Annotated in this window: 14 protein-coding genes; 8 read left to right on the top strand and 6 right to left on the bottom strand. The window is 75.4% G+C overall.

The window, feature by feature from the left end:
- Positions 1-67 precede the first annotated feature (67 nt).
- Together Voc01_RS42630 and Voc01_RS42625 are read left to right on the top strand one after the other, a co-directional pair.
- Positions 68-727 carry a maleylpyruvate isomerase family mycothiol-dependent enzyme gene (locus Voc01_RS42630; RefSeq protein ID WP_203933432.1) on the top strand — a complete coding sequence of 220 codons (660 nt, stop codon included), beginning with the start codon at positions 68-70 and terminating at the stop codon, positions 725-727.
- 48 nt (positions 728-775) lie between these two features.
- Positions 776-1,501 carry a hypothetical protein gene (locus tag Voc01_RS42625; RefSeq protein ID WP_203933431.1) on the top strand — a complete coding sequence of 242 codons (726 nt, stop codon included), beginning with the start codon at positions 776-778 and terminating at the stop codon, positions 1,499-1,501.
- 1 nt (position 1,502) lies between these two features.
- On the opposite strand, the gene Voc01_RS42620 is transcribed toward Voc01_RS42625, so the two are convergent.
- Genes Voc01_RS42620 through rox form a run of 5 tightly spaced genes read right to left on the bottom strand, consistent with a single transcriptional unit; the run spans position 1,503 to position 9,929 of the window.
- A complete protein-coding gene (locus Voc01_RS42620; protein WP_203933430.1) occupies positions 1,503-2,057 on the bottom strand; it encodes a carboxymuconolactone decarboxylase family protein in 555 nt (184 codons plus the stop codon).
- Positions 2,058-2,112: 55 nt separating this feature from the next.
- Positions 2,113-4,665, bottom strand: coding sequence for an ATP-binding protein (locus Voc01_RS42615; RefSeq protein ID WP_203933429.1), 2,553 nt, complete (start codon positions 4,663-4,665; stop codon positions 2,113-2,115).
- A gap of 10 nt (positions 4,666-4,675) precedes the next feature.
- A complete protein-coding gene (locus tag Voc01_RS42610) occupies positions 4,676-7,117 on the bottom strand; it encodes a hypothetical protein (protein ID WP_203933428.1) in 2,442 nt (813 codons plus the stop codon).
- Positions 7,090-8,457 carry a dynamin family protein gene (locus Voc01_RS54310; protein ID WP_203933427.1) on the bottom strand — a complete coding sequence of 456 codons (1,368 nt, stop codon included), beginning with the start codon at positions 8,455-8,457 and terminating at the stop codon, positions 7,090-7,092. Before Voc01_RS54310 ends, Voc01_RS42610 begins: the two co-directional genes overlap by 28 nt.
- 44 nt (positions 8,458-8,501) lie before the next feature.
- Positions 8,502-9,929: a rifampin monooxygenase gene (gene rox, locus Voc01_RS42600; RefSeq protein WP_203933426.1), complete on the bottom strand. Its 1,428-nt coding sequence runs from the start codon at positions 9,927-9,929 to the stop codon at positions 8,502-8,504.
- A gap of 161 nt (positions 9,930-10,090) precedes the next feature.
- On the opposite strand from rox, the gene Voc01_RS42595 reads away from it, so the two are divergent.
- On the top strand, positions 10,091-10,606 hold the full coding sequence (locus Voc01_RS42595; protein ID WP_203933425.1) for an NUDIX hydrolase: 516 nt from the start codon (positions 10,091-10,093) through the stop codon (positions 10,604-10,606).
- Between the two features lies 1 nt (position 10,607).
- Here Voc01_RS42595 and Voc01_RS42590 read toward each other — a convergent pair whose 3' ends face one another.
- A complete protein-coding gene (locus tag Voc01_RS42590; RefSeq protein ID WP_203933424.1) occupies positions 10,608-11,168 on the bottom strand; it encodes a class I SAM-dependent methyltransferase in 561 nt (186 codons plus the stop codon).
- 53 nt (positions 11,169-11,221) lie between these two features.
- Here Voc01_RS42590 and Voc01_RS42585 point away from each other — a divergent pair, with 53 nt between their 5' ends.
- From Voc01_RS42585 to chrA, 5 genes are read left to right on the top strand one after another with little or no spacing between them, the layout of a single operon-like run.
- On the top strand, positions 11,222-11,983 hold the full coding sequence (locus tag Voc01_RS42585; protein ID WP_203933423.1) for an AraC family transcriptional regulator: 762 nt from the start codon (positions 11,222-11,224) through the stop codon (positions 11,981-11,983).
- Positions 11,984-12,000: 17 nt separating this feature from the next.
- A complete protein-coding gene (locus tag Voc01_RS42580) occupies positions 12,001-12,534 on the top strand; it encodes a hypothetical protein (RefSeq protein WP_203933422.1) in 534 nt (177 codons plus the stop codon).
- Between the two features lie 40 nt (positions 12,535-12,574).
- Positions 12,575-13,348, top strand: a complete 774-nt coding sequence (locus Voc01_RS42575) for a metalloregulator ArsR/SmtB family transcription factor (RefSeq protein WP_239160900.1) — start codon at positions 12,575-12,577, stop codon at positions 13,346-13,348.
- Entirely contained in the window at positions 13,345-13,728 is a 384-nt protein-coding gene (locus tag Voc01_RS42570) for a VOC family protein (protein WP_203933421.1), read from the top strand. Before Voc01_RS42575 ends, Voc01_RS42570 begins: the two co-directional genes overlap by 4 nt.
- A complete protein-coding gene (gene chrA / locus Voc01_RS42565; protein ID WP_203933420.1) occupies positions 13,729-14,874 on the top strand; it encodes a chromate efflux transporter in 1,146 nt (381 codons plus the stop codon). It abuts the gene before it with no gap.
- Positions 14,875-14,879: the final 5 nt, after the last annotated feature.

Below are 14,879 nucleotides of genomic sequence, written 5' to 3'. Positions count from 1 at the left end.
TGACTCCGTTGACTCGGTCAGATTATCTGACTAATCTGGTCAGAGAATCTTACCAAAGGACGCCGCCATGAACGAGACCACGAACGAGACCAACACGACCATGGACCGCGAGCAGAGCTGGCCCGTCATCATCGAGCGCCGGCTGGCCGTCGCCGAGCTGCTGGACTCGCTGACCGACCGGGAGTGGGAGACGCCCTCGCTCTGTGCCGGCTGGCGGGTCCGCGACGTCGCCGCCCACCTCGCGATGATCCCGGACCCGCCCTCGCCCGGCAGCATGGTCGCCGACACCGTGCGGGCACGCGGCTCCTTCCACCGGATGAACCACGACATCGCCATCCGGGCCGCGCAGCGGCCGCCGGCCGACATCGCCGCCGACATGCGCCGGCACGCCAGCTCCCGCCGCCTGCCGGTGGTGACCAACTACCGCAACGTGATGTTCGACGTCCTCGTCCACTCGCTGGACATCGCGATCCCGCTGGGCCGCGACCTGCCCATGCCCGTCGAGGCGGCCGCGGCCGGCGCGACCCGCGTGTGGCAGATGGGGTGGCCGTTCTGGTCGCGCCGGCGGCTGCGCGGGCTGCGGCTCGACGCGACCGACACCCGGTGGTCGGTTGGCAGCGGAGACCTCGTGGCCGGGCCGATCGAGGCGCTGCTGATGCTGGTGACCGGCCGCACGGAGGCGGCGCTTCCGCGGCTGACCGGCCCCGGAGTACCCAGACTGAAGTAATTTCGCCGTCCGCCGGTGCGGACGTGCCGCGGCTGGCACGATCGACTGGTGTCGGAGAGCGTTGACGAGCGGCGGGAACGCCTGACCGGTCAGGTACCCGAGTGGTACCGGGCGGTCATGGAGCCGCACGATGTCGAGACCGCCTTCATCCTCGGCTCGTACCACATGCTGCAACGCGGCTGGGTGCACGCCAGCCTCGCCCGCGCGTGGTTCGCGGTCGCGGCGGAGAACGCGCCGGTCGACATGGCCTGGCGCATCGCCGACGAGTACTGCCGGTGGGGCGATCCACGCCAGGCGAACAAGTGGATGCGCTACGCCATCGCCACCGAGTACCGGATGCGGCCCGGCGGGGTGGCGGTCGACCCGGGCACGTACGCGTTGGTGATCGACCACCGGGGCAGCGCCGTCGGTCAGGACTTCGGGGTCCAGGTCGTGAGCGCCGACGACGACCGCGCCACCGCCGCGCTGACCGCCGCGGCGCTTCGGTTCGCGACGGTGACCGCCGACGGGCGCGAACTGGGCGCCGGCGGCAACGGGACCGGCGGCCGCGACGCCACGCCCACCTCGGTGTCCGGCCCGGACCCGGCACCGGACGGTCCGACCCTGTCGTGTGACTGCGGCGACCTGCTGGTGCCGCTGATGGCACGCACGATGATCGGCATCCTGGCGGAGGAGATCCGCGCCGCAGGCCTCGACGGCGCCGAGATCCGGCCCCGCCCAGGGTCGCGGATCCGCGACGGCGCCACCCCCACGCTCGCCCACGTGGGCCGGTGACTCAGACCGGCTCGTCCAGGGCATCGCGCAGGGCCGGGTCCAGGGCGTCGTAGGCCTCGTCGGGAACGGCGTGCGCCGCCGCCAGCACCGCGGTGAAGAACCGCCGGGCCGCCACGGCCGCGATCACGTGGAAGATGTCCACCTCGGACAGACCGTGTGCGCGCAGCCCGTCGACGTCGGCCCGGGTGGCGGCGGACGGGTCGGCGGCGATCGCCTCGGCGAAGTCCATCACCGCCACCTCGGCCGGTTCGAGGTCCGACGCGTGCCGGTCGACGGTGATGGCGATCAGCTCCTCGTCGTCGAAGAACCGCTTCCGGAGCACGGAGGCGTGGGCGAGGCTGCAGTACCGCGACCCGAGGCGGCGGGCGGCCGCAAGCGTCACCAGCTCGTAGCGGCGTTCGTCCATACCCGTGCGGACGGCGGTGCCGAGCGCGACCCAGGCGCGGTAGACGTCCGGGCCCAGCGCGAACAGCCGGGTGTAGTTCGCGACGTAGCCCAGCCGCTGCCGGTCGGCCTCGTAGAGGGGCGAGTCCCCGGGCGTGTGCAGGAGTGTCATGGCACCGGACGGTACCGGCCGGGGCGGTGCGGGTCCTGGGGGAAAGCACCTATGTTCAGTCGAGCAGGCCGCGGTCGCGGGCAACGGCGACGGCCCGGCCGCGACTGGCCGCGCCGAGCTTGTCGAGCACCGCCGAGACGTGGTGCTCGACGGTCTTCGGCGACAGGGTGAGACGGGCGGCGATGTCCACGGTGGACAGTCCGGCGGCGAGCAGCCGCAGCACCTCCGCCTGCCGGGCGGTCAGCCCGGCCGCGTTGGCCGCGGTCGACGGTCGCGGCCCGCGCGGCACGCCTGTGACGCCCCGCCGGCGCAGCGCCGCCCGCAACCGGGTCGCCGCCCGCACCGCGCCCACACCGTCGAGCCCGGCGAGCGCCTCCACACAGGCGGCCCGGTCGCCGTGCGCGCGCGCCTCGAGGCGGGCGTGGCGGCGTCCGCGCATGGCCCACGCCGCGGCCGCGGCGGCCCAGTCGCCGTCGACCACCTGGCGAAAGGGACCGTCGGGACGCGCGCCCGCGTCGCCGGCCTGCCACCGGCGGAACGCCAGCTCCGCGGTGAACCACCGGTGCCCCTTCGCCGACGCGAGGTCCCACGCGGGCCGCACCTCCGCGAGTGCCCGCTGCGGGTCGCCGAGGAGCAGGAAGTGCTCCGCCCGCGCCGACGCGACCGGCCCGACCCACTGCACCTCCTCCAGCCCGTACGCGGTGGTGGCCGCCTCGTCCAATGTGGACAGTGCGGCGTCGTCGCCGCGGGCCGAGAGGATGCGGCCGCGCGCGACCAGCGCCGGCACCACGGCCACCCCGGGGCGGCCCGGCCGGTCGAGCGAGGCCCGCGCGTCGTCGAGCGCGCCGTCCCAGTCCAGGCGCTCCAGCCGCACCATCGCCCGCAGCCCCAGCAGGTACTGCCCGTAGCCGTCGAGGTTCTCCGCCGCGGTATACGCCAGCGCCTCGTCGAGCGCGGCGGAACCGGCGTCGTACTCGGACAGCTCGAGCAGCGACGACGACCGGTTCACCAGGGCGCGCGCAGCGTGGTCGGTGAGGCCGGCCGCCGCGGCCGTGTCGTGGATGCGCCGAAGTTCCTGAGCGGCGACAGGATCGCCGGCCAGCGCGCGTGCGGTGGCGATGTTGACCGTGGCGTGGGCGGCCGTCTCGGCGTCGCCGACGGCCTCGGCCAGGCGCCGGGCCCGCTCGCCCCACTCGCGTGCCGCGTCGAGCTCGTGGGCCAGCATGTGCAGCTGCGACCGGTTGCTCACGGCCATCGCGAGCGCGCGTCCCGGCGGCTCCTTCTCCAGGACCTCGACGGACGCCGCGGCGGCCGCGCGGGCCTCCGCGCCCCGGCCGCTCCACCACGCCAGCCGCGAGACCCAGCGCAGGCACGCGCCGGTGCGGGCGCGGTCGCCGAGCGCCGTCCATTCCCGCAGCGCCGCGCGGCACGCGTCGAGCCCTTCGGCCGACACCCCGGCCAGGTACGCCTGCACGGCGAACGCCTCCAGCAGGTCGGCGCGGTCGGCCGGCGGGAGCCGGTCGGCATGCGGCACCACGGCGCGGTAGTGCGCGGCGGCCTCCCGGTGCGCGCCCTGCGCCGCCGCACCGGCCGCCGCAACGGTTCCGTGGCGCAGAACCGCGTCGATGTCACCGGCGAGCCGCGCGTGGTGGGCGAGGCGCGCGGGGTCCGTGGTGCGGGCGTCCGCGAGAAGGCTCAGCACCGTGCGGTGCAGGGCCTGCCGGGTGACCGGGGACAGCGCGTCCTCCACGGCCCGGCGCAGCAGTTCGTGGCGGTACGCGACGCCGTCGCCGGACGGCACCAGCACACCGGCGGCGATGCACCGCTCGACGGCGGCCTCGTGCCCGCGCAGCACCGCCGGCCCGGCCCGCGTCGGCACCACGGCGACCAGGTGCGCCAGCGCGCGGGCCGGCGCGGGCAGGCCCTGCAGCCGCGCCAGCACCAGGGTTCGCACCGTGTCGGGAACCTCCGGCCCGTCGTTGGCGAGGATCTCGGTGACCAGCAACGGGTTGCCGCCGGTGAGCCGGTACACCTCGGCGGCGTCGCGCCCGGCGGCGTTGTCCGCCAGGCACTCCAGCGACAGCGGGGCGACCGCGATCCGGCGCACCACCGCCGGCGGCATCGCCGCCAGGGCCGCGCGCAGCGGGTGCTCCGGCCCCACCTCGTCGTCGCGGTAGGTCACTACGAGCAGCGCGGGCAGCCGCCCGATCCGCCGGGACAGGAACACGAGCAGGTCCATCGTGGCCTCGTCGGCCCAGTGCGCGTCCTCGACGACCACGACCGGTCGCCGCCGCTGGCGCGGACCGGACAGCTCGTCGACGAGCGCGTCCAAGACCTCGCCGCGGTCGGCACCGGCGCGCAGCCGCTCCGCGAGCGCGCCGTCGACCTGGCGCCCGATGTCGTGCAGCGGTCCCAGGGCCCGCGGTGTCACCAGCGGGTCGCAGACGCCCAGCAGGAACCGGGCCCGGCCGGCGCACCGGTCGGCGAACGCGGAGACGAGCGAGGACTTGCCGATGCCGGCCTCACCCGCGACGAGAGCGACCCGGCCACCCTGGCGCAGCAGGTCCTCCAACTGCGCCAGCGGCTCCGCGCGCTCCCACAGCTCCACCGGTCCGATCCTACGAGCCGCCGGGGCTGAGCAGCGCCAGCGCGCCGGCCGCGGTGCCGGTGCGGGCGAGGGCGACCGCCACCTCGGTCACCGCGTGCTCGCGCAGGTCGGCGTCGACCACCGACCGGGCGACGGACAGCGCCCGGTCGACCTCGCCCGACCGGGCCAGTGCCGCGGCCATCGCGGCCCGCTGGCTGTCGGCGACGGCCGGGTCGACGCCCGGGTCGGTCGGGTCCTCTGTGGACGGTCGACCCGGGGTGTAGCCGATCGCGACCCGCGCCCGCGCGATCTCGGCCGCGACCGCCGGTGCCGGCGCCGGTCCGGCGGCCGCGACCGCGCTGTCGATGGACTCCCGCGCCCGGTCGGCCCGGCCGGCGACCGCCCACGCCGACGCGACGTGCGCCCACGCCGTCGCCTGCCGTTCCGGGTCGGCCACCGCCCCGGCGGCGACCCCGGCGGCGATCGCGGCCGGTCCGGCGTCGCCCGCGCGTCCCGCGGCGCGGTAGCCGACCGCGACCCGCGTCATGGCCCGGCAGCGGTCGAGCGGGTCGACGATCTCCTGCGCCGCCCGGACCGCCCGGTACAGCCGGCCCTGCGTGCACCAGACGTCGACGAGCGCGTCGGGCCGGTCCCGGGCGGCCGTCCCGGCGTCGTGCAGGGTCTGCGCGGCGAGGTCCAGGCCGCAGGTCGCGAGTACCGCGTCGAGGATCGCGCGCATGCGGGTCCCCGAACCGCCGTTCTCGCGGGCGGCCGCTTCCGCCAGACGCAGCGTTCCCACGGCGGTGTCGCGCGACCCGGCCCGGACCTGCGCGCGGGCGAGCGCGGTCAGCACGTCCGCGCGGTGACCGGCGTCGGCGACCGACCGGGCGAGCGTGGCCGCGTGGTCGAGGTCGTCGGCCGCGACCCGGGCCCGCACCACGTGCGCCAGCGACCGGTCCCGACCGGCGGGATCGGCGATGGCGGCCGCCTCGGCACCGGCCCGGTCGAGGTCGCCGGCCTTCACCAGCGCGGTGACGAGGTCCGGACCGACGCCGGCCGCGCGGGCGGTGGCCGCGGCCCGGTCGACCGCACCGGCCTGCACGAGCGCGTCGACCACCAGCAGCCACAGCGAGTGCTCCTGCTCGGGTTCGCCGATCGCACCGATGAGGTCGGCGGCGCGCGCCAGCAGGCCGGTCGCCCGGTCGGGCCGGCCGGTGCGGGTGCGGGCCTCGGCCGTCCACACGAGCAGGTACCCGAAGGGCCGCGGGTCCGGGTCGTCCACTGTGGACAGCTCGGCTTCGACACCGTCGAGGATCGCGGCGGCGCGGCCCGGATCGCCGGCCCGGGCCAGCGCCGAGGCGACCGTCACCAGCGCCCGGTTCCGGGGCACCACACCGGTGCGGGCCCGCGCCAGCGCCTCCGCCCGGTCGGGCCGCCCGGCCTCGACCAGGCCGATCGTCACCGACGCGAGCGCGCCGAGCTCGCGGTCGGACGGCTCGGGAACCGGCGCCGTCTCCAGCACCGCGGCCGCCGTGATGGTGTCGCCGGCGGCGACGAGCGTCTTCGCCATGGCGGCCAGGGCGAGCGTGCGGCCGTCGCCGCGCGGGATCCCGTTGACCGCGGCGATTCCGGGCTCCGGGTGACCGGCGACCGCGAGCGCCGTCGCGGTCGCGGTGATCTCCTGGGTGCGTACCGCGGAGCTGACCATGGTGCCGGCCACGGTCAGCGCCAGCCGCAGCGTCGCGACCGCACGGTCGGTGTGCCCGAGGCGGTGCAGCGCCTCGCCAGCGGCGCGCAGGGCCGCGCTGCGGGTGCGGTCGCCGGAGACCCGCGTGCGGGCCAGCACCAGCGCGCGCTCGGCGTACCCGAACGGGTCGGTGTCCGTGGCGGCCGCGGCCAGCGCGCCCGCCACGTGGGCCACGGCGCCGTCCCGGGCGATCTCGTTGGCGATGCCCGACAGGGCGGTGCCCAGTGCCTGTTCGTACTCGCCGGCGTCGGCGAGCGCGCGGACGAGGGCGGCCGCCAGCGAGTCCCGGTCACCGGCGGCCGCCTCCCGGACGACGTCCTGCGCGCGTCGCCAGCGGCCGGTGTCGACGAGCGCGGCGAGCAGGTGCCAGCGCTCCTCGTGCGTCGGCGGGTCGCCGATCCCGTCGAGGACGGCGGCGGCGCGCAGCGGCAGCCCGGCCCGGTCGAGCGCGCGGGCGACCGTCCCCAGGGCCTGTACGCGTTCGGCGGCATGCGCGATCGACCGGGCCAGGCCGATCGCGCGCTCCACCGGTCCGATCCGGGCGAGCGCTCCGGCGACCGACGTCGCCACCCGGACGCGGACGTCGGGATCTGTGACGGTCGCTGCCTCGTCGACGACCCGGTCGATGGTTCCGAACGCCCGGTCGAGCCAGCCGGCGGCCGCCTCGGCCTCGGCGACGGCCAACAGGACCCGGATCCTCAGCACCGGCGTGGAGATCTCCAGCACGGCGCCGAGGGTAGCGGGCTACAGCACCTCGAGGTGGTTCCTGAGCCACCGGATGAGCGGTTCCAGCGCGGCGTCGGTGCGGGCGGCGTCGGGCGGGTCGGCGGCGAGCGCGTGCCGGACCGGGTCGCGGAGGTCGGCGGGAATGACGCCGCGGTACCGTCGCGCCAGCTCCAGCAGCCGCAACTGGCGGAGTGCGGCGCCCTGGCAGGCCCGATCCACGCGGCCGAGGAACGCGTCCCGGTCCTCGCGGCGCTCGAGGGAGCGGGCGACCCACTCGAGCGCGGCGAGGCCGTGCCGGGCCTTGATGGCGTCGCGGTGCCGGTGGAACACGTCGTCGAGGACCGAGGCCAGTCTGGGCAGGCCCGACGCCTGGAGCACCAGCCGCACCACGTCGTCGTCGCTGAGGTCCGGCGAGTTCCGAGCACGCTGACGGCGAACGCGACCCCGTACATGCCCAGCCGGCCGACCAGCCGTTCGCGGACCTCCCGCGGCACCTCGCAGGCGCGGTTGCGGAACAGGGGAGCGGACGCGAGAAGCACCCGCCGCTCGCCCACCGGAAGCCGGGCCAGCCGGCGGAGGGCGTCGACCTCGGTGTGCGCCAGCCCGCCGGTCGCGGTCGCCTCCGCCAGCAGCCCCACCACGGGAATCACGGCCGACACCGACCGGCGCAGCAGCTTCGCCTGGTCGGCGGCCACCTGGTCGGCGACCGGCCACGGGTCGGCACCGGTACCGACGAGCGCGTCGACCCTTGTCAGCACGGCGATCGAGTTGACCGGGTGGCCGGAGAACCGCGAGTCCCGCATCGACAACGCCTGGGCGGCGTCGTGCCGGACCGGCCCGCCGTAGACGTAGACGATCGCCTCCGCGGAGTACAGGGCCCGCCGGGCGGCCACCTCGCCCTCGTCGGGTGCCTTCGGGTCGAACAGGCCCGGGTCCTCATCGTCGAACAGGAAACTGCCCGGGGTGTCGACGACGGTCATGGTGCGTAGGCTCCCGCTGGCCACCCGGACGTCGACGTAGGAGACATCGTCGTCCGGGGCCGCAGCGGTACGGGTGCCGTCATGGAGAACGAGCTCGGTCTCCTCCGGGTCGCCGTACCGGTACTGCGTCACGACGCGCGTGCGCCCGTCGTCTCCGGTCGGCGCGACCCGACGCCCCACCAGGGCATTGACGAGCGTCGACCGGCCGGCCGACCGTCCACCCGCGACGGTGACCCGCAACGGCGGGCCGAGCCGCCGCCGCACAGCGCGGATCCCCGCCCCGGCAACGGGACCGAACCGGTCGGCGATCTCGTCGCAGAGTGCCGCCACCGCGGTGCTGAACGGCCCGGCCTCGTCCACGACCGCATCATCACACAGGCGGTCCAGGCCGGCCGGCTTCGCGCTCAGCCGACCGGGGTGCCGAACCACCGGGCCAGGTGGCCGCTCAGGCCCGGCTGGTCGTCGCCGACCCAGGCGACGTGGCCGTCGGGCCGGAGCAGCACGGCCGGTGCGTCCAGGTCGTCGCTCGGGTCGGCCACGTGGTCGACACGGTCGGCCCAGCCGTCGACCGACAGGCGGCCGGTCCGGTCGAGGAGGAGGCCGCGGCCGCGGCGCATCAGCTCGTAGAGGCGGCCCCGCTTCAGGGGCACGTCGCGCATCCGGCGGCCGAGCAGGGGGTGCCCGTCACCGAGGTCGTAGCGGATGTCGAGACCGGTGACGCGCTCCATCAGGTACCGGTTGACGTCCGCGAAGTCCATCAGCTCCGACATGATGCGGCGCAAAGCCCGCGGTCCCGGCTCGGTGGACATGAGCACGCCCTGTGCCCGGGTGTTGTCGAGCACGGCGGCGGCCACCGGGTGCCGTTCGGTGTGGTAGCTGTCGAGCAGGCCGTCCGGTGCCCGGCCGGCCACCTCCGCGGCCAGCTTCCAGCCGAGGTTGAACGCGTCCTGGACGCCGAGGTTCAGGCCCTGCCCACCCAGCGGCGGGTGCACGTGCGCCGCGTCGCCGGCCAGCAGCACGCGCCCGATCCGGTACCGCTCGGCCTGCCTCGTGGCGTCACCGAAGCGCGACAGCCACCGCGGCGAGTGCACGCCGAAGTCGGTGCCGGCGTACTCCGTCAGCTGCCGCCGGAAGTCGTCGATGGTCGGCGGGACGGCGCGGTCGCCGGTCACCCCGGCGGCGGGAACGACGACACGGTACGCCCCGTCGCCGAGCGGTCCGAGACCGAAGTGCAGGTGCGTCCGGCGGACCTCGGCCACGACGGAGGCCACGGTCTCCGCCGGCGCCGTCACCTCCATCTCGCCGAGCAGCGTCTCCTTCCGGGTCGGCTCGCCGGGGAAGCCGACGCCGAGCAGCTTGCGCACGGTGCTGCGGCCGCCGTCGCAGCCGACGAGGAACCGCGCCCGCACCCGGCTGCCGTCGGCCAGTTCGGCGGTGACGCCGTCGCCGTCCTGGCTCAGCCCGACGACCGCGGTGCCACGCCGGAGCTCCGCGCCGAGACCGGTGGCGTGCTCGGTGAGCAGCCGGTCGGTGATGGTCTGGGGAATGCCGAGGATGTAGGGGTGCGCGGTGTCGAGCCCGTCGGGCCACGGCTTGGTGATGCCGGCGAAGTAGCCGCCGACCTGGAACTGCCTGCCGTGCGCGAGGAACGTGTCGAGCAGCCCGCGCTGGTCCATCACCTCGATGCTGCGGACGTGCAGGCCCAGCGAGCGGACGAACGGCGGCGGCGCGTCGTCCTTCTCGAGCACCACCACGTGGACGCCGTGCAGCCGCAGCTCCCCGGCGAGCATCATGCCCGTGGGTCCGCCGCCGACCACGATCACGTCAACCATGAAACTCCTTTGTCTTCCGGGGTTCCGGTGTCCGGTCGACGATTCTGGGCGACGACCCGGGTCTTGCCGCAAGCCCCGGGGTGCGGTATACGTTGAGTATGGCGAGGAGTTCACTCCTCGCCATTTCCGTCCCTAGTGGACCATCGCGGTAGGTTCGGACCATGGAACCGCTGGCGCAGGACGAGATCCTCGACATCGTCGACGAGCACGACACCGTGATCGGGCAGGCACCGCGCAAGCGCGTCTACGCCGAGCGGCTGCGGCACCGGGCGGCCTTCGTCCTCGTCCGCGACGCGGAGGGCCGCGTCTTCGTCCACCGCCGCAGCGACCGGAAGCTCGTGTTCCCGTCCCACTACGACATGTTCGTCGGCGGCGTCGTCGGTACCGGCGAGACCTACGACGAGGCGGCCCGCCGCGAGGCCGCCGAGGAGCTGGGCGTGCCGGACCTGCCGGCGCCGACGCCGCTGTTCCGGTTCCTCTACGAGACGCCCGAGCACACGTGGTGGGCGGCCATCTACGAGGTGCGCTGCGACGTCCCGGTCGACCCGCAGCCCGAGGAGGTCGCCTGGTACACGTTCCTCACCGACGAGGACCTGCGCCGCAAGCTCGACGAGTGGCCCTGGGTCCCCGACGGTTTCGAGGCCTACCAACGGCTGGAGGCCTTCCACCGCGGGTGACTCAACCGCTCCCGGGCCGCACGGCGCGGAAGCGGAACGCCCGCGGAGCCACCGATGTGCGGGCGTCGGTGAAGCCGACCGACGTCAGGCGGGCCGCCAGGCCCTGGGGATCGACCGGCGTCATGGTGTCGGCGACGTGGTAGAGGCGGAACCGCAGGCTCACCCGGCTGTCGGACCCGGCGAACACCCCACCGGGGCGCAGCACGCGCAGCGCCTCCGCGAACAGGCGGTCCTGCGCGGACGGGTCCGGTAGGTGGTGCAGCATCGTGAAGCAGACCACTGCGCTGAACGTCGCGTCGTCGAACGGGAGCCGGGTGGCGTCGCCGTGCACGACGTCGAAACCCCTGCCGCGCAGGCGTTGCGCGAGGTCACCGTCGATCTCGACGGCGGTCAGCGCGCGGGTCCGGGCCGCGAGCAGGCGCGTGGTGACGCCGAAGCCGGGACCCAGTTCGAGGACCGCGTCGCCGAGGTCGACGCCATGGAGCGCCCAGGGCAGCAGGGTGTGCTCGACCCGGCGGGTCCAGCGGGCGGACCGGCAGTACCGCATGTGCAGACGGTTCATGACCGGCACGCTACGGTGACCGGATGGGCGTCCGGAACACGATAGTCCGCCAAGTGGTGTCGCAATCCGGCCAACTGACCGGGTCGCCGGACGGCGGCATCCTCGTCGGCTCGTTCCGGTACGACGCCGGGCGCACGACCCCGCCCCACGTACACGTCGACCACCAGCTGGTGTGGGCGTCCTCCGGGGTCCTGCACGTCACCACCGACGGCGCCGGCTGGGTGCTGCCGCCGACCCGGGCGGTCTGGGTGCCGGCGGGCGTCGCGCACGTCACCGGTGCCAGCACCCCGGCGACGATGCACAGCCTCTACCTCCCGCAGGACTGCCCGGTCCGCTTCAGCGAGACCGAACCCACCGCGATCGCCGTCGACGACCTGCTGGCCGCGCTGATCGTCCACCTCGCGCGCACCGACCTCACCGACGCGGCCCGGGCCCGCGCCGAGGCGGTGGTCTACGACCTGATCACACCGGCCCGCGCAGGCGTGGTCCACGTGCCGATGCCCCGCGACCCGCGGGCGCTCCGGCTGGCCGAGGCCCTCGCCGCCGACCCGGCCGACGACCGTGACCTCGCGGCGTGGGGCCGGCACGTGGGCGCCAGCGCCCGCACCCTGGCCCGCGTCTTCGTCGCCGAGACCGGCATGAGCTTCGCGCGGTGGCGCACCCACGTGCGGCTGCGGGCGGCGCTGGTCCACCTCGCCGACGGCGTTGCGGTGACGGCCGTCGCCCGCCGGGTCGGCTACCGGACGCCGAGCGCGTTCGTGGCGGTGTTCCGCCGGACGCTCGGGGTCACCCCGCGGTACTACCTGTCGAGGTGAGGCTAGGCTGCGCCCCCGTGGGACACGTGTTCGCGAGACTCGCGGGCTACGGCATGGCCGTGGTGCCGCACTGGCCGTACACCGTCGAGCGCGATGGCGGCGGATCGGACGCTGTGCGGGTCACCCGGTGGAGCGCAACGGGTCCCGAACACGCGGTGGTGACGACGGACCGCGCGCCCGACGTGCGCTGGCCGGTCGGGTTCAGGCTCGAGTCGGGCAACGACCCGGGTGACCGCACCCTGTTCTACCTGCTCGGCGGGGCCGACGAGGCGATCTTTCCGCAGGGTCCGGTGCCGCGCGTGCGGCTGGCCGCGCCCGACGCGCTCGCCGCGCCGGGCCAGACCGTCGTGGACCGGCGGGTCGACGGCGACGGGGTCGGCGTCACCGAACTCGGCTACGAGCACGGCGGCGAGCCGTGGTGGCAGGCGCACTGGACGGTTGCGTGGGACGAGCACCGGTTCCTGGTCGTCACCGCGCAGGCGCCCGCGACGCACGCCGACCACACCCGGGTGGCGGCCGCGGAGGTCGCGGAGAGCATGATCCGCACCTGACGGGATTCACATCAAATCAGTTTGATGTATTCTGGCGGGCGTGGGACCACCGCCGTTCATCCAGGCCGCCGGGCATCCGGTGCGGTGGCGGCTGCTCGGTGAGCTGGCCCGCAGCGACCGGCAGGTGCACGAGCTCACCGCCCTGCTCGGACAGCAGCAGAGCCTCGTGTCGTACCACCTCGGCCTGTTGCGCAAGGCCGACCTGGTACGCACCCGGCGCAGCTCCGCCGACGGCCGCGACATCTACTACCGGCTCGATCTCGGCCGGTGCGGGCACCTGCTGGCACAGGCCGGCGGCGCCCTGCACCCCGGCCTGCGGCTCGCGCCCGCGCCGGCAGCGGCGGCGGTGCCGGCGGTGCGCGTGCTGTTCCTGTGCACCGGCAACAGCTCCCGGTCGCAGATGGCCGAGGCGTTGCTGCGCCGGCGGTCCGACGGGGTCGTGCGCACGTTCAGCGCCGGCAGCCGGCCCAGGGCGCTGCACCCCGACGCGGTAGCGGCGATGGACGGGTACGGCATCGACCTGTCCGGCGCCCGCCCGAAGCACCTCGACGAGTTCGCCGGCGACCGCTTCGACCACGTGATCACGCTGTGCGACCGCGTGCGCGAGGTGTGCCCGGAGTTCCCGGGTCACCCGGCGACCGCGCACTGGAGCATCCCCGACCCGGCCGCCGACCCGGGCGGGCGCGGCGCGTTCGACCGCGTCGCCGCCGAGCTCGACGACAGGATCGGCTTCCTGCTGCACGCGATCGCCGCGAACCGGAAAGCGAACCGGAAAGCGAACCGGGAAGCCACCCGAGAAGGCGAGAGGTCATGACCGACAACACCGTCCACGTCCGCTACCTGGTCGACGACGTCCAGGCGGCGATCGACTTCTACACCACGCACCTGGGGTTCACGACGAACACCAGCTTCCCGCCCGCGTTCGCCGACGTGCTGCGCGGCAACCTGCGGCTGCTGCTCAGCGGCCCGTCGAGCTCGGCGGGACGGGCGATGCCCGACGGCCGCACGCCGCACCCGGGCGGCTGGAACCGCATCCACCTCCTGGTCGACGACATCGACGCCGAGGTCGCCCGGCTGCGGGCCGGTGGCGTCGCGTTCCGCAGCGACGTGGTCAGCGGGCCGGGCGGGCGGCAGATCGTCCTGGACGACCCGGCCGGCAACCCTGTCGAGCTGTTCCAGCCCGCCGGCGCCTGAGTGGAGAGCCTGCGGACGATCCTGGTCGAGTGGGGCCGGATCGGCTGCGTCGGCTTCGGTGGTCCACCGGCGCACATCGCGCTGTTCCGCAAGCTCTGCGTCGACGACCGCAAGTGGCTCGACGCGCGGGAGTTCGAGGACGCGATCGCCGCCTGCAACCTGCTTCCCGGGCCGGCGTCGACCCAGCTGGCGATCTTCTGCGCCTGGCGGGTGCGGGGTCGGGCCGGTGCCCTGGTGGGTGGAGCGGCGTTCATCGTTCCCGGTCTGGTCGTCATCCTCGCGTTGGCCGTGCTGTTCCTCCGGGGTGACCCGCCGACCGCGGTGAAGGCGGCCGGTGCCGGCGCGGGCGCGGCCGTGGCCGCCGTCGCCGTGCACGCCGGTGCCGCCCTGGTTCCGCCGGGCTGGCGGCGCGCGCCCGAGCGGAGCAGCCGCGCGCGGTGGGCGGCGTACCTGGCCGTGGGGGCGGTCGCGGCGGCGACCGTCGGTCCGTGGCTGGTGCTGCTGCTCGTCGGGTGCGGCGTGGTCGAGACGCTCGCTCAGCGGGTCCCGACGACCCCGCGCGGACCCGCACCGCACCTGCCGACGCTGGCCGCGGCCGGACTCGGCGCCGGTGCGCTGCTGCCGCTGACGCTGCTGGCCCTGAAGGTGGGCGCGTTGTCGTACGGCGGCGGGTTCGTCATCATCCCGCTGATGCGCGCCGACGCGGTCGACCAGCACCACTGGATGACCGACGCGCAGTTCCTCAACGCGGTCGCGCTCGGCCAGATCACCCCGGGCCCGGTGGTGCAGACGATCGCGGTCGTCGGCTACGCCGCGGCCGGCCTCGGCGGCGGGCTGCTGGCGTCGGCGGTGGCGTTCGGCCCGTCGTTCGCGTTCATCCTGTTCGGCGCCGACCGCTTCGACCGGCTGCGCGGCAACCGTGGCGTCCGCGCGTTCCTCGACGGCGCCGGGCCGGCCGCGATCGGGGCGATCCTCGGGTCCGCGGTGCCGCTGGCGCTCGCCCTCGGCGAGCCGTGGCAGTACGCGATCCTGGCGGGCGCGGCCGTTCTGATGCTCGCGCTGCGTCGCGGCCCGGTGCTGACGCTGCTGGGCGCCGCCGCGGCCGGCATGCTGATCGTGTGGGCCGGCGGCGCACTACCGCAGTGAGCCCC

The organism is Virgisporangium ochraceum, assembly GCF_016863655.1.
Taxonomy (GTDB): domain Bacteria; phylum Actinomycetota; class Actinomycetes; order Mycobacteriales; family Micromonosporaceae; genus Virgisporangium; species Virgisporangium ochraceum.
The sequence above is the reverse complement of the archived record's forward strand: the minus strand, read 5'-3'. Positions and strand labels throughout refer to the sequence as shown.

Coding starts and splice junctions, on each gene's coding strand:
- Voc01_RS42630 (WP_203933432.1), top strand. CDS start 68: ATGAACGAGACCACGAACGAGACCAACACGACCATGGACCGCGAGCAG.
- Voc01_RS42620 (WP_203933430.1), bottom strand. CDS start 2,057: ATGACACTCCTGCACACGCCCGGGGACTCGCCCCTCTACGAGGCCGAC.
- rox (WP_203933426.1), bottom strand. CDS start 9,929: ATGGTTGACGTGATCGTGGTCGGCGGCGGACCCACGGGCATGATGCTC.
- Voc01_RS42595 (WP_203933425.1), top strand. CDS start 10,091: ATGGAACCGCTGGCGCAGGACGAGATCCTCGACATCGTCGACGAGCAC.
- Voc01_RS42590 (WP_203933424.1), bottom strand. CDS start 11,168: ATGAACCGTCTGCACATGCGGTACTGCCGGTCCGCCCGCTGGACCCGC.
- Voc01_RS42570 (WP_203933421.1), top strand. CDS start 13,345: ATGACCGACAACACCGTCCACGTCCGCTACCTGGTCGACGACGTCCAG.